Source organism: Marinobacter alexandrii (assembly GCA_039984955.1).
In the GTDB taxonomy this organism is placed as follows: domain Bacteria; phylum Bacteroidota; class Bacteroidia; order Cytophagales; family Cyclobacteriaceae; genus Ekhidna.
This window is the reverse complement of record JBDWTN010000007.1, coordinates 2,981,844-3,000,987: the sequence shown is the minus strand read 5'-3', so window position 1 is coordinate 3,000,987 and position 19,144 is coordinate 2,981,844. Positions and strand designations below refer to the sequence as shown.

The window sequence follows — 19,144 nt, the reverse complement described above, 5'->3', positions numbered from 1 at the left end:
TCCAGGTAGTTTTAAATCCTCTACAATTTGTAGGGGATTTTAATTTAACTCGTTTATTTTATCAAACCTGATCTAATGATCACACCTTATCCAAGTGATTTCCTAAACGACCAAGCGCATCATCCCAGAATTTATCATAGAATCCTACCCAATCATATATCATCTTCAAGGGTTTTGGATCCGCAAGGCAGAAACGTTCTCTACCTTTTGTATTAATCGTAATCAAGCCAGCTTCCTCTAGCGTCTTAATATGCTTAGTCACTCCTTGACGACTAATATCAAATTGCTCAGATATTTGTGTAATGGGCATAGCCACACTGGCCACCACGAGTGCATGAAATATTTCACGCCTCGTGGGATCAGCTATAGCTTTAAAGATTTGATTAATGAGCGGGTTGTGCAATTTCTTCATTAAAATATTTTGTTAGTCCTTCCATGCAGGCATCCCACCCAGCACTAAAGTGATTGAACATTTCTACTGCAGTTTCACCTTCAAATTTTGATATCCCGTAATGTTCAAGGGTCAATTTAGTACCATTGCTCTGTTTCTCAAGTGTCCACTGAACAGTTGTTTCTACTGGGGCTCCTTCTACTTTCCAGCTATACTTCAGGATGTAGGGCGATGCTTCTAAGATTTTCCCTTTCACAACCGTACATCCATGTTCTTCCGATGCTGTGAAGGTATATTCATAGCCTACCTCTGGCTTAAAGTCAGCGCTGATGAACCATTTGGAAATTTCTTCGCCAACTGAAATCGCCTTCCATACTTTATCAATAGAATGACCAAATACTTTTTCTTTTTGAATACTGTCTTTCATGTGTGTAGTTTGTTTTAAAGAATTCACATGAGTATGAGCGTTATATACTTTGGTTGCCACTCGTTTCATGATCATTTCATCCTAATAGTAAATTTAATTACGCAACCATATAGTTGCAAATATATATTATGATTTTAAATATGCAACTTTTTAGTTGCATAAATGACAATCACACAAAAAAACCATCTACTTCTGGTAAATGGTTTTGAAAATACGTTACCCTTAAACCTGACTCAAGCCACCATCTACTTCCAGCTCCACTCCATTAATGTAGGAAGCATCATCAGAAGCAAGAAATAATACAGCTTTCGCTAATTCATCAGCGGAACCAAATCTGCCCAGTGGTACCTGACTTGCAAACCCTGCTCCCATTTCTTCAACTGCCTCTTGTGGCATACCCAACTTACCATAAATCGGTGTTTCTATCGGACCAGGAGCGACACTCACCGTTCTGATTTTTCTTTCTTTCAACTCGCTTGCTAGTACTCTGGACAAAGATCTGAATGCCGCTTTTGTAGCAGAGTAAACACTCGTCCCATCAAACCCTTTTTGTCCTACGATAGAAGTATTACCGATGATGACCCCTCCATCATTTAAATGCGGAATTGCTTCTTTAATTAAAAAAAATGGACCCTTCACATTGGTATTGAATTGAGAATCAAAAAATTCCTCTGTAATTTCTATGTGAGGAGAGAAATAAGCCACTCCAGCATTCACAAACAAAATGTCAATTTTTCCGAATGCTGCAACGGTCTGCTCTACTACTTCTTTCGTCTTAGAAATATCAGCAGCATCTGCCAGAATAGCTTTTACACCTCCTCCGATTTCTTTTACTGCTTCATCTAATGCTTCCTGACGTCTGCCAGTGATAACCACCTTAGCACCTTCATTTATGAATTGCTTTGCGGTAGCCAATCCGATACCGCTATTTGCGCCCGTGATCAGGGCTACTTTTCCATCTAATTTTCCCATGATAATTTTTAAAAATATTTTATTTGAAATGATCAGTTCAAATAACGAATATATGAAACAATCGTTCCAAATAAATTGGAAAAATTATAGAGAATTCAGAATTTCTTCAGTAACTCCCTGAATATCAGGATCAATCATAGAGGTAATTCGAAGACCGTGTAAGCTAGAAAAGAGATATAAAGCTAACGTATCTGCATTTTTAGAAAAATTAATCTCTCCTTCTTCTTGCGCTTGCTCAATCAAGGTTTTGAAAGAATTAACAACCTGATCTTTATTGTCAATGAGGAAGTTTCTTATGGTCTGGTTTTCAATGCTAAGCTCAGAAGTACAATTAGATAGGAAGCAACCTTTATTCTCCTTACCTGATGTGACTTCCTCTTGAATACCTTCAAATAATGATATGATCGCTTCTTTAGGAGACTTTGCCTCAGAAAAAGTCTCATTTAGATTTTTCATTTGAATCTCTTGATAGTATTTCAAAGACTCTTCAAACAAGGAGAACTTATCACCAAATGAATTGTAAAAACTTGACCGGTTTAAGCCTGTTACATCGACCAAGTCTTGCATAGACGTGCCATTGTATCCTTTCCTCCAGAAAAGGTCTGTCACTTTGCTCATGACATTGGCTTTATCAAAAAGAACTGACTTAGGCATAATTGAAACAAACGTTTCAGATACAAATTTAGTTTCTAATGAGTTTTTTAGCCATTTCCAACAACCTATCTTTTAACTCACTATTGGCATCTTTAAGCTTACTATTCTCATCCAAGACCTTACCATATAATTTAATTATCTCATCCAACAGCTGATCTCTTTCGCTCAAATCCTCTGAGTTTTTGACTTGAATCAATAGATCCAAAACTTTTGACTTTTTCTGATATTCTCCTGGACTTTCTGCCACTCCATCCGTATGATTGTCTACGCTAGCTCCGGTGAAGAATGAATCATAATTATCATCGCTCATCTCTACAGTCAGAAATTTGCCAATATTCAATTGGAACTTCTCCCCTAACTTTTCATAAAACTCCGGCTTTGCCTGAGTTTCATAAAAGTACCCAGCCACTTTTCCGCGCTTGATATCCATGAGATCGGCCAGACGCTGCTGGCTTAATCCCATTTTTTTACACACAAAACGAAGATTGTAGTTAAATACGCTCAATTTTGTAGATTAATTGTAGTTAATTGTTTTTATTGTAGATAATAACTACAATATTTGTATTAAAGTCTTAGACAAATATGTCGAAAACACAGGTAAATACACATGAACTTGTCGAGTCTGACTTTAGGAAAATTCAAAAATTGCTAATGAAGAAATTCGGAACGGAATATACACTTGACTATATCCGAAAGGTCTGCAAAGGCAAACGAAACAATCCTGACATCAAAAAAATGGCTGAAGAGTATTCAAAATTACTTCATGAAATGACCACCAAAATTGACCAACTCTCAAAAAATTAGCATGAATCCACTCGATCAATTTGAACTAGATCAAAAAACAATCAATGAACTGAAGGATCTATTCCTATTTGCTCCACCAAATGTCCTTCGTAGAAGCTTGGAGGACCTCTTTTTTCTACACCTTTCTTCTAATGAGGAGGTGAATCTTCCTAACCAAAAAGAACTGGTCAAGAATATTTACTGTCTGATCAACTTCTTGAATGAAATGGAATTGCAAAAAAGGTTTTAGTACTCCTCCCTCATTCGCTTTTAATTGCATCAACAGGATTTGCAGCCGCAGCTTTCCAAGTAGTTCTACTCACCGTGATCCCTGCAATGAACAGGATGGCGATTGCTGTAACTAAATAGACCCAAACAGGTTGATTGATTCGATAAGCAAAATCTTTTAGCCATCTACTCATCAGAAAAAAGGTAATAGGAGTAGCCATTACAAATGCAAAACATAGAATTTTTGCAAAACTTTTATTTATCAAAGCAATTACTTGCCATGTGCTAGCTCCAAGAACTTTCCTTAGACCTATCTCTTTAGATTTTCGCTCTGTTGTAAATAATACAAACCCGAATAAACCTAATCCACCAAGTACAATTGAAATCATACTAAAAATGCTAAACAGCTGCATTTCATTATCCTCTTTCTCATACATAGCAGTAGCCTGTTGATCAAGGTAATTGAAGAAGAAAGGGACACTTTCTCCAAACACTCTGCTCCAGGTACTTTCTAGATGATTGATGCTTTCTTGAAAATTTTGAGAAGCAAGTCTTACTGAGATATAATCTAGGCGATCCCAGTTTACATACATAACAAAAGGAAGGATATCATGGTGAAGTGACCTGAAATGAAAATCTCTAACTACTCCCACTATCTTCCCTGACTTATCCAAACTCACATCTGTGATCGTTTTACCAATAGCTTCATCAGCCATGAAGCCTAATGCTTGAACAGCACTTTCATTCAGAATAAATGAAGATGAATCAGATTGAATATTTCTATCAAATTCTCTACCAGCTACAATTTCTAAATCAAAAGTGGAAATGTAATCCTGCTCAACTGTATATCTTTCCCATAGTAGAGGATCTTCAATTCCTTCAACAGCAAATTCAGTGATGTAAGTATAATCTGTCAGCATCTCGTGAGATGCTGCTGTCACATTACGAATCCCTGAAAACGAGGCAAGTTCATTGCGAAACGTATTGATCTTAGGAATTACTGCTTCATCATTATGTATGGGCATGTTTACGATAACCGAATGGTCAAACCCTAGTTTTTTATTCTTTAAATACTGGAGCTGTAAATGAACAATGCATGTACAAATAATTAGTGCTGTAGTAATAGCAAATTGCGCTGTAACCAATACATTTCTCATCTTGCCTCCTCCTTCTGATGCTGTTTGTTTCATCAACTGGATAGATTTAATTCGAGAAATGTAGAGAGCCGGGTAAGCTCCTGAAATTATCGTTACGATGATCAATAGGATCAAGAAAGGAATATAGAATTCAGGAGCTAACAATTCATTTATTCGATAATCATGAGACGTGATCCTTCCTAATCTTGGAAGCAACAGATAAATCAAAATGACAGAAAACACGCCAGAGATAAATACAAAAGTCATTGTTTCAAAAAAAGTCTGTTGAGCAATGTTTCTTCTATGGCTACCCAAAACCTTCCTCACTCCAACTTCTTTGATCCTTTGACCGGCCTGAGCAGTTATCATGTTCGTGAAATTGAAGCTGCCCAGACAAAGAATAATTACCCCGATTGCTCCCATGAGTAACAAGGTCTCCGTATCACTGTGCGCGCTCCATTCTCCAATATCCATTGCCTCACCAAGGTGCATATCTGTAAGCGGTTGAATAGAAGAAGTCCATGGATTACGTGATTCCGTGTTGTAATAGGTGGCAGTTGTTTGTTGGACCATCTCAGAAGCTTCCTTTTCAAACCCGGCCTTAATTAGAACATAAGCACTCACAAACATATTATCCCAGCTATTTAGAAGGTCAGAAGACCACATCGCTTGGCTACAAGTCTCCAAGTTTGAAATTAGATCCAGTCGAAAGCTTGTGTTTGTTGGGAAATCCTCAAATACCCCAACAACTTCCAGTTTAGTAATTTCAGCAGATCCAAATTCCAATATTTGACCAATTGGATCTTGTTCTCCAAAGTATTTTGTAGCAGTATTGGCACTTAACACAACGGTGTTCGGTCTATCAAGTATGTGTTCATTGTTTCCTTTGACAATAGGAAGATCAAATAGCTCGAAGAAGTTAGGGTCTGCCCATCCAAACTGTGCTTCATTAAAGGACCGACGTGTGGTCTCAACAGTGACCGGTAAAGCACGACGGTATTTAAAAATCCTTGTCCCCGCTTTAATCGATTCTGAGTTATCAACTAAATAAGGAGTCATTGCCAAAGGAGCAAAACCATAGGATCTTCCAGAATATTCACTCTTGTGATTGATCCGATAGATATTATCTACTTGACTATAATTTCGATTGTAATTAGTTTCTTTCTGAATGTAAAGGTGAATCAAGCCAGCACAAGTAATTCCCAAGGTTAGACTTGCTACCGAAATAGATGTATAAACTTTGTACTTCTTAGCTGTTCGAAACAACACCCGAGCATATTGCTTCAACATGCTAAACTTCCCAAACAGTGAATGATTTTGGTACTTTCTCATAATTCCGATATTTCTCAGGTTGAATGATTGTATTACTTCTTTCCAGAGCTTTAGTTTAGCCAATTTCGGATGAGTATTCAGTCTTTCCCTATATGCTTCAATAAGATCTCCTTCGATCTCATCAATCAGTTCTTTTTTGCAAAACCATCTCAGAAAACTAAGCGGTGATTTTGGTAAGTCATCAGGCCTTTTCATAGGGACATTTTAGGAATCAGCGACCAAAGTTCTTCCCTTTGATTTCGAAGCTCCGCAACCAAACCATAACCCGATGAAGTAATCTGATAAAGACGCTTCTTTCTTCCTCCACGTTCTGAAGTTGGAGCAGACTCGGAAGATCTCACAAACCCCTTAGTCTCCAGTCTCTTTAATACTGTATGAATAGCAGGTATCGAAATTTCTTGTGATGTTCGATACGTGTATTCTCTTGCAATAGAAACAGCATACGCCTCTTCTTTCATAGCTGCGGCAATCAAAATAACCATTTCTTCTAAAGATCCCATCTTATACATTTATTTAATAAACTTTTGTATAAGTAAAATTAAATAAAAAATCAGAAGTTTTCCACATCTATATTTTTAATTCAGTGTCTCCTCTATTTTTGGTAGTTGAAAGTGATTTATATCGCTTATCAAGAGTCATCCTGAATTTATTTCAGGATCTAGATCAACATACACTTACTACGATTCTGAAACGAGTTCAGAATGACTCGAAACGGGAAATTGAATAAAGGCAAATGAGACACGAAGAACGAATAGCGCAGGAACTGAATGTAAAATCAAATCAGGTGGATGCCACAGTAGGACTCCTTGATGGTGGAGCAACTGTTCCTTTTATTTCCAGGTATCGAAAGGAAGTGACAGGGAGTCTCGATGATCTTCAAGTAGCTGCCATTCGCGATCGCATGCAGCAACTCCGTGATTTAGATGCCAGAAGAGAAGCCATTCTTAAGTCTATCAAAGAACAAGAAAAATTAACTCCAGAGCTTGAAAAGAAAATCAACGAAGCTCAAACTATGTCTACTCTCGAAGATCTCTATCTTCCATACAAGCCTAAAAGAAAAACACGAGCAAGTGTTGCTAAGGAAAAAGGATTGGAACCATTAGCCATCAAGATTCTGGAACAAGGAAATTTCGATCCAGTATCTGAAGCCTCACAGTATCTGGATACTGAAAAAGGTGTAGAATCGGAAGAAGATGCATTGCAGGGAGCTAGAGATATTATCGCTGAAACGATTAACGAGAATGCTGAAATAAGACAGAAGATCCGTGAACTTTTCATGAAAAAAGGAACAATCTCCTCCAAAGTATTGAAAAGCAAAGAAAAGGATCAGGAGGCTTCCAAGTACAAGGATTATTTCGATTGGGACGAGGCGATCAATAAAATTCCATCTCATCGATTATTAGCCATTCGTAGAGGTGAAAAGGAAGGTTTCCTTACAATGAACATCACTCCTCAAGAGGAAGAAGCCTTAGAAATTATTGAACGGCAATTTGTGCTAGGCAACAACGAAGCTAGTCATCAGGTCAGCACAGCCATCAAAGACTCTTACAAAAGGTTGATGAGTGTGAGCATTGAGACTGAAGTGCGAATGGAAAGCAAGAAGAAAGCAGATGAAGAAGCTATTGTTGTTTTTGCAGAAAACCTGAAGCAATTGCTAATGTCTGCTCCGCTAGGGCAAAAGGCAGTGATGGCTGTTGATCCTGGGTTTAGAACCGGCTGCAAAGTCGTGTGCCTCGACAAGCAAGGAAAACTGCTTGAATTCACAGCGATTTACCCAAATGAACCACAAAAAGAATTGCAAAAAGCGAGTGAGACCATAAGACATCTTGTTGAAAAGCATCAGATTGAAGCAATAGCAATCGGAAATGGGACAGCCAGTAGAGAGACTGAATCATTTGTTAAAAACATTGGGTTAGCTAAGGATATCATCATTGCTATGGTAAATGAAAGTGGTGCATCTATCTATTCTGCTTCTGAGGTAGCTCGAGATGAATTTCCAAATGAAGATGTGACGGTTAGAGGCTCTGTTTCGATAGGTCGGAGAATGATGGATCCATTAGCTGAACTGGTGAAACTCGATGCAAAATCAATTGGAGTAGGTCAATATCAGCATGACGTAGATCAAAATGCCCTGAAAAAGTCACTTGACGATGTGGTGATGGGCTGTGTGAATAATGTAGGAGTAGAGTTGAACACAGCCAGTAAACAATTATTGACTTATGTATCCGGGCTAGGTCCTCAGATTGCTGAGAACATTGTAAACTATCGAAATGAAAATGGTCCTTTTCAATCGCGAGAAGCACTTAAAAAAGTTCCTCGCTTAGGTGATAAGGCATTTGAACAAGCTGCAGGATTTCTTCGCATCCAAGATGCTGATAACCCACTCGATCGAAGTGCAGTACATCCAGAGCGCTACCAGACGGTGGAACAAATGGCAAAGGACGCACAGGCATCCGTACGCGATTTAATGTCTGGCGCTGAGTTGAGAAAAAAGATAAACCTCAATCAATATGTAACGGAAAATGTAGGTTTGCCGACACTAAAGGACATTTTAGCTGAACTTGATCGGCCTGGAAGAGATCCCAGGGATCAATTTGAAGTCATCCAGTTTCAGGAAGGAGTAAATGAGATTTCAGATTTAAAAGAAGGCATGTCACTGCCCGGGGTTATAACGAATATCACCAAATTTGGGGCTTTCGTTGACATTGGCGTTCATCAGGACGGGTTGGTTCATATAAGTCATCTATCTAATTCCTTCGTTTCTGATCCCACTCAAGTAGTGAAATTGGGTCAAAAGGTAACCGTCAGAGTACTTGAGGTAGATGCTCCTAGAAAGCGTATTTCTCTATCGATGAAATCAGATGCCCCTCAAGTAAAAAGAAGTCAGAAACGATCTAATCAATCAAGAAAAAAAACCGATTCAATAAGTAAACCAAAAGAAGAGCGCACTCCAGATGGGGATTTACAGGCAAAACTGGCTATGCTAAAAGGTAAATTCGGGCAATAAGTGGTGTGCCGAGATAAATCCGTTACCTTTGCATATTAGTAGTGAAGGGAGATGTAATCAGGGGACTGATTGTATGGATAGTTATCCGACTCATTTAGAATGAATTCTCATTTCCACCTGAATTTTTCAGGCTAATTCAACAAATTAAAAATTTAACCATGCCCGTTTATCCAGTAAATCATAGTCTCTACGTACTCCTTTGGAATAAATACAAACCTGTTTTGGTGAAATTGATGAAAGATTCAGCTGAGGGCCCTCAGCAGTATCAATTCATCTCACATGAATTTCGTGATCTAAATTCCAAAGAAAAAGGCGGACACTCGTTTACACTGGAAGCACACAGAGGGCGTGCACAGAATAATATCAAGATGTCTGTAGTAGCGCAAGATCTTTTAGAGATTCTTCAGAAATCTAATAAAGCTCAAGAGCTTATGGAAGAGGCCTATTATGATTTTGTCATGGACAAACAATTTATGCTAACCGTAACGATGAGACCTCTGGAGAAAGAAGTTGAAGAAACTGAAGTTGCTAACGAGACTGCTGAAACTGAAGAGGCTCCAGCAAAAGAGACTACAGAAAAAAAAGTGACTAAAGAAAAAGAGGAAGCTTAAGCCCCCTCTTCCTTTTTAATTATTTACTAATTCCTTCTTAGCCAGCGTTATTGGAATGTTTCCAATGCTGTTTAGAGAATCAAAGAATTCAAGCAGAACAAAAGATTTGTTCTGCTTTTCTTTTTCTAAGGCATAGGCCATCATAGCATCTTCCAACAAATATTTGCCTGTGATATAACTGGTTCCATACCCCGGCTGTCTTAAATATAAATGTTGTTCAAAGATGAGTAGGTCCTTCTCCGTCTTCATCCATCCTCTAGGCGTATTTTCCGAATGAATTTGGCCCGCTTCCTCCATACTCATTTCGTTAGCATGCGCATACAATGAGCCTAAACCTCTTGCTGCTCGTTGAGCAATCATGATATAAACTACCTCTCGCACTCGAAGATCATCATCATAAAGTCCCGCATCCATAAACATCTCTTCTACAGCTGTCGCAGTACCTTCATTTCTTGAATCGAAAATATTGTAAAGTAAAGGACCTCTTCGGATCAAGCTTTTATGCGGTTCTGTGTCCATTCTAGCCAATTCAAACCAATGATAGAAATGGGAATAAAGTGGCCTTGGATCATGATGTGCAGTGATCCAAAAGAAGTTTCGTGTTTCTTTAGGAACAAACTGACCAAGATGTTCTCTCAAAGCAGGTTCGAAGTAGTCCTTAACGGTTACCACTTCATCTTTGTCAAGAAAATTCATCAGGCTTTCCGTTGACCTTTCGGCCAATGCTTCATAAGCTTCTGCAGATTCGACCGATTCAATTTGCGGCAAATTACGATTTCGATGTTCTTCAAGTTTTAAAGCAGACCAAGCTCTCGCCAATTCCCGCTTCAAGATCATTACTTCATCCTCCCATGTTAATGGCACTAAGTGTACATTTTGTAAATACCAGGTGTAGTTTTCTTTTCCAATACCCGATTCTCCATTTTTCGAGGAAGATTCAGCTTCTAACCACGCCACGAAATCGTTGGTTGAGGCAATCGCATTATTGATCGTAGAGATTAACTCTTCATCCGCAGAATTACCCTCCCATGATTTGATCATCTCAAGATTCTGACTTTGCTGCTTTATCGTTCGAATACCTGTAATCCAAAGGTCTCGCGCATTTCCTGTCAGGTTAGATTTAGCTTGCTCATTTAATAATGGAATGACCTTAAGATTATTGATGAACTGAGCTCTTTGCTTGCCATCAAGTGGGAAATCATACATCCAAACTTCAGTGGTCGCATGATGTGTAGGTCCCTCATGCGCCGGGACATCACTGCGATACATCCATAAAGATTTGTAATATGCCGGATCTCGCTCCCATGGCTTTAGTATTCGATAATTAAAATCATATCCATTCATCTCTGCCCGGACGATTTCCCAATCAACTTTTTCAGAAACAGACCAGCGAGATGTATCCATTTCTAAGAGTTTATTTCTCAACTGTTCAAATGATTGTTGTCTACTATCAAATCCTTTCTTTGTGTAGTCGGGAGCACCGTTGAGTAAAGGAGGGTTTTCAAATAACCTCCACTCTTCGAACAAATTGGTAAGGTCGATGTAAGAAGCATCTGTTTTCTTGACATTTCTGATCTCTGTAGACGTATCCTTATCAATAGGCTCGCATGCTATAGATATAAGAGCAATGACGAACATTAAATAGAATAATTTCATAGGTTTTATTAGGTTGAGATTTCTAAAGTTAGCAGAAGTAGTTTATTCTACTTCCTTCCACCATGCATCAAACTCCAAACTATCAGATAACACAATCATTTCCCCCACCTCTGGGGTAAATAATTCGATGTTTTCTTCCTGAGCTTTGGCACTCAACCTATTTACAGACTCTTTCCAAGGGTGGATACTTAAATCAAATTTCCCCCAATGAATAGGCATTAAAAGTTTTCCTTTTACATCCAAATGCGCTTGTGCTGTTTCTTCAGGGAACATATGAATTTCACTCCAGCTCTCATTGTATGCTCCGCATTCCATGAAGGTAAGGTCAAATGGACCATACTTCTTTCCTATTTCTTTAAACCCAGGAAAGTATCCACTATCCCCGCTAAAATAGAGTTTCTTGTTTTTGCCGATGATCACCCAAGACCCCCACAGTGTTTGAAAACGATCTCCCAGACCTCTACCAGAGAAGTGACGCGTAGGTGTAAGTGCCATCTTCAAGCCGTTTAGCTCAATTTCGTCCCACCACGCTAATTCAAAAATATTCTCAGAAGGCACTCCCCACTTTTCGAAGTGAGCACCTATTCCTAATGGCATATAAAAGCGCTTGATTTTATCTTTTAATTTCAAAATGGTCGGGTAATCCAGATGATCATAATGATCATGAGAAATAATAACCGCATCAATTTCAGGCAATTCATCAATCTCGATATGATGCTCATAATCGAATCTTTCTGGGCCCATAAAAGAAAACATAGAGGCACGCTTCCCTACAAGCACAGGATCTATAAGGATAGTCATTCCATCTATACGGATTAGAATGGAAGAATGTCCAAACCATGTCACGACTATCTTGCTTGTATCAATAGCCAAAAATGAATCAGCGCTAAAGGGTTCTGTATCTATTGCTTTTTTAGGAGATTTTCCAGACTTATCGGCAAACAAATAATGAGCTAGCACCTTCCTCAAATCCTTGAGTGGCATGTCCATATTCGTTTCTACTGTATTTTTAAAAATTTCCTTTTCATAGTTTTCTGCCTTTTTCATTCGTTCAAGGCGTTCACCCTTTGGCTTACCTCCTATTTGTGGTGCTGTTCTAAAAAAGATAAATACTGACACCACAATCAGTAAAATGGCGGATATAACTACAAGCATGATTCGTTTAAATATTTTCATTCTGCTTGCAAGGTAAAATTTTATTTCTATTTTTGTAAGTGATTACTCACTTTTATGACTGAAAAACAAGAGAAAATATTGAATGCTGCATTAGTCCTGTTTGCAGAGGAGGGTTATAAAAGCACTTCCACTAGCAAAGTGTCTAAAAAAGCAGGTGTTTCGGAAGGATTGATTTTTCGCCATTTTGGAAGCAAAGAAGGTTTGCTAGATGCCATTCTCAATTTAGGAGAAGAAAGAGCCAAAGAACTTTTCGCTGATGTCATTACGGAATCTGATCCGAAAGAACTGCTCCGCAAATACATCGCAATTGGTCCAAATATGAGTAAAAATAAAGAAGCAGTTGATTTTTGGAAGTTGCAGTTCAAGATCAAGTGGGAACTTGAAATGTATGGAGAGCACAAAATGGAATCTATTCGAGAGGCCTTAGTCAGAGCCTTTAAAGCACTTAGATTTAATAATCCTGAAGAGGAAGCTAATCTACTGTTGACACTAATGGATGGGATAGCTACTCGATTTATGCTTCAGGGTGATTTTGATTTGACAGGAACTACTGAATTTTTAAAACAGAAATATAAACTTTAAAAAATTCGAAAATATTATAAGTGATTACTCACTTATTTAAATCTAACAAAATATGGAGAATAAAAAAGTCGCGCTTATCACTGGAGCATCTTCCGGAATAGGAAAGGAATTTGCTAAACTGCATGCGGAGCAAGGTGGTGATTTAGTCATTGTCGCCAGAAGTGAAGACAAACTAAATCATCTGAAAGATGAGCTAGAAAGTAAAAGCAATGTAAAAGTCACGGTCATCTCCAAGGACCTAGGCACTGAAAATGCTACACAAGAAATCTATGATCAAGTCAAGGCACTTGATATTGAAGTGAATTATCTAATAAACAATGCCGGCTTTGGTGGTGTAAGTAAATTTCATGAACGAGATATAAAAGATGATTTAGCTATGATTAACCTCAACATATCAGCTTTGACTGCTTTGACTCATCATTTTCTTCAAGATTTTGTGAAAAGAGATGAAGGAAAAATTCTGAACGTATCCTCTACTGCAAGCTTATTACCTGGTCCGTTGCAGGCTGTATACTACGCCACTAAAGCATATGTAAGCTCCTTTAGTAATGCATTAGCTGAAGAGCTCCATGACACTAACATAACTGTAACTAATCTCATGCCTGGCGCAACAGAAACTGATTTTGGAAAAATTTCTGGTATGGACAAAACTGAGCTCTTTAAAAATACTGCCAGTGCAAAAACAGTGGCAAGGGATGGATACAATGCCATGATTAAAGGTAAGCTTGACCTGATTTCAGGACTAAGTACTTCTCAAAAAATCATGATGTCAATGGTACCTCTTACTCCAAAAAAAGTGCTACTAAGTCAAATCAGAAAGATGCAAGAAGTCAAAGACTAGTTTTCTTATGCGCTTGTTCATCAAAGAATCCATTAAGGTGACTCACATTAACTACTCTGACCTCAACTTTTTAATGGGGTTGGCCAGCGCAGCTTTTATTGATTCAAAGCTGATCGTACCAAAAGCAATGGCGATAGCTATTGCACCGGATATTGCAAAAATGATCCATGACAGTTCCACTCTGTGTACCATATCTTCAAGAAAAAGATCCATCAAATACCAAGCAATTGGAATCGCGATCATAATTGAAATCAGTACAAGCTTCAGAAAGTCAAAAGTCAGCATTGCAAAAACTCTCCCTATGCTAGCACCTAGAACTTTACGTACGCTCATTTCTTTGCCTCTCTGATCAATCATATAAATTGATAGTGCAAAGAGTCCTAAGCAAGCAACTAAAATTGACAATGCGGCGAATATGATGAAAATGGTTTTTGCTCGATTCAAGCCATCGTACATTCTTTCAAATCGTTGATCCATAAAAGAAAAACGAAGTGCTTGGTGCGCATTGAAGCTCTCCCAAATCGTGGTAATTTCTTCCATTGCTGCCATCGCATCTTCTGAGTTTATTTTTACTGAAAGAGTCGAGATGCCCCTTCCTTTCACCATGACTAAAGGCTCAATGAAATCTAAAATTGATTGAAAATGGAAATTTTTAACGACTCCAACAACCGTATATGTTTCATCAAACATATCTATGATAACCTTCCCTAATGGCTCTTTCAATCCTAGTAGTTCGGCCATCCGTTCATTTATGATGATGGATTCATCATCTACTGTACCTTGAAGAAAGCCTCTGCCTTGAATTATTTCCATCTCCATTGTATGGATGTAATCCTCATCTACAACCCATCTCGCTGCTTCCAGTCCATTATCTAGTTGCCTACGACTTTCAATCCAGTATCCACGATTCTGAATAGCTCCTCCCTCAACTGGTAAATAATCTGATAAGGTCGCTTTTTCAACTACCGAAAGTCTTTGGAGTTCTTGCTTAAAAGAAGCTATTTCACTTTCATTCATTGACTCTAGTCCCATGATATTAATCACCTGGTCTTTATTGTATCCAAGGGATTTGTTCATAATTAGCTGAAATTGTTGACGAGTGACGAGCGCACCAACTATCAGGATTACGGTAGCAGTAAATTGGAAAACAACCATCGCATTGCGAAAAAAAGAAGCTTTACTTCCTTTTACAGCCTGACCTTTTAAAACTTCCACCGGTTTGAATCTTGAGAGATAGAATGCTGGATAAATGCCGGATAATAGCCCAATCACCAATGCTGTTAGAAGTAAGAGAGGAATAAACCAACTACTCAGCCATGGCATACCTATAGAAGTGCCAGCGAGCTCATTGAAGAAGGGTAAGGCTATCCAAGATAATCCTAAGCCTACGATAATTGCCATCAGGCAATAAACACACGACTCAGCGAGGTATTGATAAATTAAGTTTGACTGAAAGGATCCTACAACTTTTCTCAGTCCAATTTCTTTGGCTCGTTTAATAGATTTAGCAGTAGCAAGATTTACAAAGTTTATACATGCAAGAAGCAAAATGATGCCAGCTATAAAACCAAAAATCCATACTAATTCTTGTGAGCCATGAGACAAGTCATCCCATACCTCTTCAGGATTGAGGTAAATATCTTCTACAGACTGCAGATAGTACGATTGATATTTAGCCATTTCTTCTATCCCTGAATCACCTCGTTCCTTGAGCTGATCTAACACATAGGTATTCCTGAGTACTGCTGTTTTGTCTTCTACTTCCTCCTTATTCGTATTGGCAAGAAGTCTTGCATACATATTATAGTTCGTACAGCACCACCCACTTGTTCCAGGGCCACTCTTCCTGTCTTCAAGTGTGAGAATAAAATCTCCTTGAAGGTGTGAATTTGATGGGAAATCTTCCATCACACCACCAATTACATAAGTGCTCTCCAGATTGTCATTTAGCACCATCAAACGTCCTGTAGGATCTTCGTTAGGATAGTATAGTTCAGCTTTAGTCCTTGAGATAACCATACTGTTGGGTTCTGAAAGTGCCGTTTTACTTCTTCCATAAACCATCGGTATCTCCAGAATATCTAGCAACTCTGGATCTGCATAAAAGAACCCTTCCTCGTAATGATTGTATGGAGCTTCTGATTTTCGAATATTATTCGCTCCGGCATCTCCCCAACTCCAAAAGACCGTTCGCGCCACCAGTTCCATTTCAGGAATATTATCCTCCAGCACCTCTTTTAGAGGGCCGTGAACATTACTCCAGCGTCCAACCTCACCTTCCTCAGACCATTGATTGACTAAGCGATAAACTCTATCCTTGTTTTCATAATGCTTATCATATCCTGTCTGATCGTTGACATAGAGAAAGATCAAAATGCATGCAGATATACCAACAGCAAACCCACCGATTTCTATTGCTGAAAATGCTTTATTTCTTACAATTGTCCTCCAAGATATTTTGATGTAATGTCTAAGCATTGTTAGTTGATTTAATTTCATTGGTTTGTTCAGTGCAAAAGGTCTTATGTAATTGAATACTTGATACCAATAGGTACATCGAGCTGCCCAAAGTGATTTTTCATCAATTACTCTAAAGAAATCTTCTTTTAAATCACCTAGGACTTCTTCTCGGAAACTGGACCTTATCAGCCTCCTTAGAAGCTTTTCAGCAAGCTTGGGTGGATTGTGCATTCTCTTATTCAAAACTTAATTGATCTAATGAAAGATTGGGTAGTTGATTCCACAGTGATATTCTGAAGTCGCGAGAAGTTTGCAAAGCCTTTTGGCCTTCAGCTGTAATGGAATAAATTCTTTTACGCCTTCCCCCTCTTTCTGTCGTAGGTTGCCCCATTTCTGAAGAAAGAAATTTTTTTTCAACCAACCTTTCCAGAGTGGAGTGCACCGACCCAATCGAAGATTTCCTTCCTGATTGTGCTTTGAATTCTTCTGTGATTCGGTAGGCGTAGGCCTCACTTTTCAATATTCCAACGATGAGTAAGATCACCTCCTCAAACTCACCAAGTTTCGTTTCTATCATATTAGTTCCTAGATTTCAGAACTAATATACGATAAAAGAAAATATATGTTCTGGTATTTAGTAACTAATAATCATTTTTAGAAAAAATTATTGCAAATCAACATTCTACTCAAAAGCTCTGATTCATTTTCTTCCATTTGATTTATGAATAAATAGATAGATTTAGTCATCTAAATTTGAGACATGTTCATTTACAAAAACTTCACACTTAAGAACGTTTGGCAGTTCACAGGAAGACATATCATTTGGTTGTCGATTTGGGTAATTAGTGTTGCACTTCTCTATAAATATGCTGACCTTCAATGGCTCACCATTCCATGGTTACCCATTTCTTTAATTGGTACTGCTGTAGCCTTCTATGTTGGTTTCAAAAATAACAGTGCATATGACAGAATGTGGGAAGCTAGAAAAATCTGGGGTGCTATTGTAAATAGCAGTCGATCATGGGGCATCTATGTTAGGGCTTTTGTTACAGACCAATTTGTCGAGCAACCAGTCTCAGAAGAAGAATTAACAGAGACCAAGAAAAAGCTCATCTACCGTCACATTGGATGGCTATATGCACTAAGGAGTCAATTGCTGATAACTACCACTTGGGAACATGCTAACCAAAGTGGGAAAACTGGCAAGCGTGCTGAAATGTATCAAAATAAATTTGGGATTGGACTAATTGACGATGATGTGACAAAAAATGAATTGAAACAATTCCTACCGGAAGAAGAATATGAACGACTCATAAACTATAAGAATACTGCTACTCAAATCATTGATCAACAATCTGAAGAACTTAAAAAATTAAGAAAAAAAGACTTGATTGAGGATTTCCGACATATGGAACTACAAGCTCTTTTGAAAGATTTTTACGAGCACCAAGGGAAAGCTGAGCGAATCAAAAAGTTTCCCTTGCCGCGTCAATATGCTAGCGTCAGCAACATATTCATAAAAATATTCATTTTCTTACTCCCTTTCGGAATGGCATCCGAGTTTATAAAAATGGGCGACTGGGGACTGGGGCTTTCCATTCCATTCACCATCCTTGTGTGTTGGGTATTCATGATGATGGAGCTAGTGGGAGATTACACGGAAAATCCGTTTCAGGGAATGGGGAATGACATCCCGATGCTTTCACTTTGTAGAACCATTGAAATTGATTTACGTGAAATGCTCGGGGAAACGGATTTACCTCTGGCTATTGAGGAGAAGAATGGAATTTTGATGTGATTGACTCAAAGGATAAATATGAACTTTCTCTTTCTTTTTGCAAGCCTAGGTGTTGTGAACGGAGTTTTCGTTGGAGTCTACCTTCTTTTTAAAAAAGATCGAAAGGTTTCTGATGTCTACTTCGCAGGCCTCATCCTTACACTTTGCATACGTATCGGCAAATCAGTACTGTATTACTTTTTCCCAGAGACTGATCGAATTGTATTGCAGATAGGTCTATCTGGTTGCGTTTTTATTGGGCCTTTCTTTTATCTATACATTAAGTCACTCCAACATCGACAAAAGAGTTTCAAGAAAAGAGATGCTCAATTATTGCTCTCACTACTGATAAGTATTTCCATTATTGGTTTGATTTATCCTTATCGGGTTTACCCTCAGCACTGGAATCCCGAAATTGTTCAAGGAATATATTTGATCTGGGGGCTGTTTACGATCCTTGGAGCTATTCAAGCCTATAAGTTACTTGGACATAGAATGTTCTCTTTTTGGAAAATGAAGGGAGAGCAACAATACTTAATGATGATCTTAGTAGGTGTAGTATTCATTACACTCACTTATCAGCTAGCACTTTACATAGGATTTACCTATCTCTGGGGGGCATTCATTTTTTCTATTCTGTTCTATGTATTGGCATTCCGTGCATTCTCCAAAGGAAAATCTATCGCACCAAAGCCTATTGCTAAAAAGCTCTTTGGTGGTGATCAGATGCTAAATCGAATCAATGAGTTCATGAAAAAAGAGAAACTCTATACTAATCAAGAGTTAAAGCTTGAAGACATAGCAAATGGCACTAACCTTACACGGCACGAAGTTTCACAAGTATTGAATGAAGTATATGAGCATGGGTACTTAAACTATATAAAGGAGCTACGCATCAATGAAGCTAAAGCTCTTATCACCTCCAGATCCGAATTGAGTCTTGAAGGCATTGGCTATGAAGCTGGCTTCAAATCAAAGTCCGTCTTCTTTGAGTCCTTCAAAAAAATAGTAGGCTCCACTCCTGCAGCTTATAAAAAGCGGTTTGAGTAGAAAAAAGTACGGATCGTCCAGATCAGACTCCTTAACATTCAATTTCACGTTCAACAGTGTT

The 19,144-nt window shown here is 38.3% G+C and carries 19 protein-coding genes; 8 read left to right on the top strand and 11 right to left on the bottom strand.

Annotation, left to right across the window (positions count from 1 at the left end):
• Positions 1-79: 79 nt before the first annotated feature.
• The 5 genes from ABJQ32_19650 to ABJQ32_19630 all read right to left on the bottom strand — a co-directional run bounded on the left by ABJQ32_19650 (position 80) and on the right by ABJQ32_19630 (position 2,907).
• Complete coding sequence (locus tag ABJQ32_19650; protein MEP5291880.1) at positions 80-412, bottom strand: metalloregulator ArsR/SmtB family transcription factor; 333 nt, start codon at positions 410-412, stop codon at positions 80-82.
• The gene (locus ABJQ32_19645; protein ID MEP5291879.1) at positions 384-818 is read right to left on the bottom strand and encodes an SRPBCC domain-containing protein; all 435 of its coding nucleotides are present in this window, start codon (positions 816-818) and stop codon (positions 384-386) included. Before ABJQ32_19645 ends, ABJQ32_19650 begins: the two co-directional genes overlap by 29 nt.
• A 222-nt stretch (positions 819-1,040) precedes the next feature.
• Positions 1,041-1,790, bottom strand: a complete 750-nt coding sequence (locus tag ABJQ32_19640; protein MEP5291878.1) for a glucose 1-dehydrogenase — start codon at positions 1,788-1,790, stop codon at positions 1,041-1,043.
• An 84-nt stretch (positions 1,791-1,874) separates the two neighbouring features.
• Complete coding sequence (locus ABJQ32_19635) at positions 1,875-2,444, bottom strand: TetR/AcrR family transcriptional regulator (GenBank protein MEP5291877.1); 570 nt, start codon at positions 2,442-2,444, stop codon at positions 1,875-1,877.
• Between the two features lie 28 nt (positions 2,445-2,472).
• Positions 2,473-2,907 (bottom strand): hypothetical protein, encoded by a 435-nt coding sequence (locus ABJQ32_19630; protein MEP5291876.1) that lies wholly within the window; start codon positions 2,905-2,907, stop codon positions 2,473-2,475.
• Between the two features lie 119 nt (positions 2,908-3,026).
• Between ABJQ32_19630 and ABJQ32_19625 the strand changes: the two genes are divergently transcribed.
• Positions 3,027-3,248 (top strand): hypothetical protein, encoded by a 222-nt coding sequence (locus ABJQ32_19625; GenBank protein ID MEP5291875.1) that lies wholly within the window; start codon positions 3,027-3,029, stop codon positions 3,246-3,248.
• A gap of 1 nt (position 3,249) precedes the next feature.
• Entirely contained in the window at positions 3,250-3,477 is a 228-nt protein-coding gene (locus ABJQ32_19620; GenBank protein ID MEP5291874.1) for a hypothetical protein, read from the top strand.
• Between the two features lie 10 nt (positions 3,478-3,487).
• Here ABJQ32_19620 and ABJQ32_19615 read toward each other — a convergent pair whose 3' ends face one another.
• Together ABJQ32_19615 and ABJQ32_19610 are read right to left on the bottom strand one after the other, a co-directional pair.
• The gene (locus tag ABJQ32_19615; GenBank protein ID MEP5291873.1) at positions 3,488-6,118 is read right to left on the bottom strand and encodes an FtsX-like permease family protein; all 2,631 of its coding nucleotides are present in this window, start codon (positions 6,116-6,118) and stop codon (positions 3,488-3,490) included.
• Positions 6,115-6,423 carry a PadR family transcriptional regulator gene (locus ABJQ32_19610; protein MEP5291872.1) on the bottom strand — a complete coding sequence of 103 codons (309 nt, stop codon included), beginning with the start codon at positions 6,421-6,423 and terminating at the stop codon, positions 6,115-6,117. Before ABJQ32_19610 ends, ABJQ32_19615 begins: the two co-directional genes overlap by 4 nt.
• 233 nt (positions 6,424-6,656) lie before the next feature.
• Between ABJQ32_19610 and ABJQ32_19605 the strand changes: the two genes are divergently transcribed.
• Positions 6,657-8,930 (top strand): Tex family protein, encoded by a 2,274-nt coding sequence (locus tag ABJQ32_19605; GenBank protein ID MEP5291871.1) that lies wholly within the window; start codon positions 6,657-6,659, stop codon positions 8,928-8,930.
• A gap of 158 nt (positions 8,931-9,088) precedes the next feature.
• Entirely contained in the window at positions 9,089-9,541 is a 453-nt protein-coding gene (locus ABJQ32_19600; GenBank protein ID MEP5291870.1) for a hypothetical protein, read from the top strand.
• 15 nt (positions 9,542-9,556) lie between these two features.
• Here the strand turns inward: ABJQ32_19600 and ABJQ32_19595 are convergent, their stop codons facing one another.
• Together ABJQ32_19595 and ABJQ32_19590 are read right to left on the bottom strand one after the other, a co-directional pair.
• Complete coding sequence (locus ABJQ32_19595; protein ID MEP5291869.1) at positions 9,557-11,197, bottom strand: hypothetical protein; 1,641 nt, start codon at positions 11,195-11,197, stop codon at positions 9,557-9,559.
• 42 nt (positions 11,198-11,239) lie between these two features.
• The gene (locus tag ABJQ32_19590; GenBank protein MEP5291868.1) at positions 11,240-12,373 is read right to left on the bottom strand and encodes an MBL fold metallo-hydrolase; all 1,134 of its coding nucleotides are present in this window, start codon (positions 12,371-12,373) and stop codon (positions 11,240-11,242) included.
• Between the two features lie 54 nt (positions 12,374-12,427).
• On the opposite strand from ABJQ32_19590, the gene ABJQ32_19585 reads away from it, so the two are divergent.
• Together ABJQ32_19585 and ABJQ32_19580 are read left to right on the top strand one after the other, a co-directional pair.
• Positions 12,428-12,955 (top strand): TetR/AcrR family transcriptional regulator, encoded by a 528-nt coding sequence (locus ABJQ32_19585; GenBank protein MEP5291867.1) that lies wholly within the window; start codon positions 12,428-12,430, stop codon positions 12,953-12,955.
• Positions 12,956-13,007: 52 nt separating this feature from the next.
• Positions 13,008-13,796 carry an SDR family oxidoreductase gene (locus ABJQ32_19580; protein ID MEP5291866.1) on the top strand — a complete coding sequence of 263 codons (789 nt, stop codon included), beginning with the start codon at positions 13,008-13,010 and terminating at the stop codon, positions 13,794-13,796.
• A gap of 51 nt (positions 13,797-13,847) precedes the next feature.
• Here the strand turns inward: ABJQ32_19580 and ABJQ32_19575 are convergent, their stop codons facing one another.
• Both ABJQ32_19575 and ABJQ32_19570 read right to left on the bottom strand, forming a co-directional pair.
• Entirely contained in the window at positions 13,848-16,499 is a 2,652-nt protein-coding gene (locus tag ABJQ32_19575; protein ID MEP5291865.1) for an FtsX-like permease family protein, read from the bottom strand.
• Positions 16,492-16,833: a PadR family transcriptional regulator gene (locus ABJQ32_19570; GenBank protein ID MEP5291864.1), complete on the bottom strand. Its 342-nt coding sequence runs from the start codon at positions 16,831-16,833 to the stop codon at positions 16,492-16,494. Before ABJQ32_19570 ends, ABJQ32_19575 begins: the two co-directional genes overlap by 8 nt.
• A gap of 183 nt (positions 16,834-17,016) precedes the next feature.
• Between ABJQ32_19570 and ABJQ32_19565 the strand changes: the two genes are divergently transcribed.
• Both ABJQ32_19565 and ABJQ32_19560 read left to right on the top strand, forming a co-directional pair.
• Entirely contained in the window at positions 17,017-18,054 is a 1,038-nt protein-coding gene (locus ABJQ32_19565; protein ID MEP5291863.1) for a bestrophin family ion channel, read from the top strand.
• Between the two features lie 18 nt (positions 18,055-18,072).
• Positions 18,073-19,083, top strand: coding sequence for a helix-turn-helix domain-containing protein (locus tag ABJQ32_19560; protein MEP5291862.1), 1,011 nt, complete (start codon positions 18,073-18,075; stop codon positions 19,081-19,083).
• The last annotated feature ends 61 nt before the right edge of the window (positions 19,084-19,144 follow it).

Excerpts from the sequence above, each read along its gene's own strand:
- ABJQ32_19650 (MEP5291880.1), bottom strand. The coding sequence starts at position 412 with ATGAAGAAATTGCACAACCCGCTCATTAATCAAATCTTTAAAGCTATA.
- ABJQ32_19645 (MEP5291879.1), bottom strand. The coding sequence starts at position 818 with ATGAAAGACAGTATTCAAAAAGAAAAAGTATTTGGTCATTCTATTGAT.
- ABJQ32_19640 (MEP5291878.1), bottom strand. The coding sequence starts at position 1,790 with ATGGGAAAATTAGATGGAAAAGTAGCCCTGATCACGGGCGCAAATAGC.
- ABJQ32_19635 (MEP5291877.1), bottom strand. The coding sequence starts at position 2,444 with ATGCCTAAGTCAGTTCTTTTTGATAAAGCCAATGTCATGAGCAAAGTG.
- ABJQ32_19630 (MEP5291876.1), bottom strand. The coding sequence starts at position 2,907 with ATGGGATTAAGCCAGCAGCGTCTGGCCGATCTCATGGATATCAAGCGC.
- ABJQ32_19625 (MEP5291875.1), top strand. The coding sequence starts at position 3,027 with ATGTCGAAAACACAGGTAAATACACATGAACTTGTCGAGTCTGACTTT.
- ABJQ32_19620 (MEP5291874.1), top strand. The coding sequence starts at position 3,250 with ATGAATCCACTCGATCAATTTGAACTAGATCAAAAAACAATCAATGAA.
- ABJQ32_19615 (MEP5291873.1), bottom strand. The coding sequence starts at position 6,118 with ATGAAAAGGCCTGATGACTTACCAAAATCACCGCTTAGTTTTCTGAGA.
- ABJQ32_19610 (MEP5291872.1), bottom strand. The coding sequence starts at position 6,423 with ATGGGATCTTTAGAAGAAATGGTTATTTTGATTGCCGCAGCTATGAAA.
- ABJQ32_19605 (MEP5291871.1), top strand. The coding sequence starts at position 6,657 with ATGAGACACGAAGAACGAATAGCGCAGGAACTGAATGTAAAATCAAAT.
- ABJQ32_19600 (MEP5291870.1), top strand. The coding sequence starts at position 9,089 with ATGCCCGTTTATCCAGTAAATCATAGTCTCTACGTACTCCTTTGGAAT.
- ABJQ32_19595 (MEP5291869.1), bottom strand. The coding sequence starts at position 11,197 with ATGAAATTATTCTATTTAATGTTCGTCATTGCTCTTATATCTATAGCA.
- ABJQ32_19590 (MEP5291868.1), bottom strand. The coding sequence starts at position 12,373 with ATGAAAATATTTAAACGAATCATGCTTGTAGTTATATCCGCCATTTTA.
- ABJQ32_19585 (MEP5291867.1), top strand. The coding sequence starts at position 12,428 with ATGACTGAAAAACAAGAGAAAATATTGAATGCTGCATTAGTCCTGTTT.
- ABJQ32_19580 (MEP5291866.1), top strand. The coding sequence starts at position 13,008 with ATGGAGAATAAAAAAGTCGCGCTTATCACTGGAGCATCTTCCGGAATA.
- ABJQ32_19570 (MEP5291864.1), bottom strand. The coding sequence starts at position 16,833 with ATGATAGAAACGAAACTTGGTGAGTTTGAGGAGGTGATCTTACTCATC.
- ABJQ32_19565 (MEP5291863.1), top strand. The coding sequence starts at position 17,017 with ATGTTCATTTACAAAAACTTCACACTTAAGAACGTTTGGCAGTTCACA.
- ABJQ32_19560 (MEP5291862.1), top strand. The coding sequence starts at position 18,073 with ATGAACTTTCTCTTTCTTTTTGCAAGCCTAGGTGTTGTGAACGGAGTT.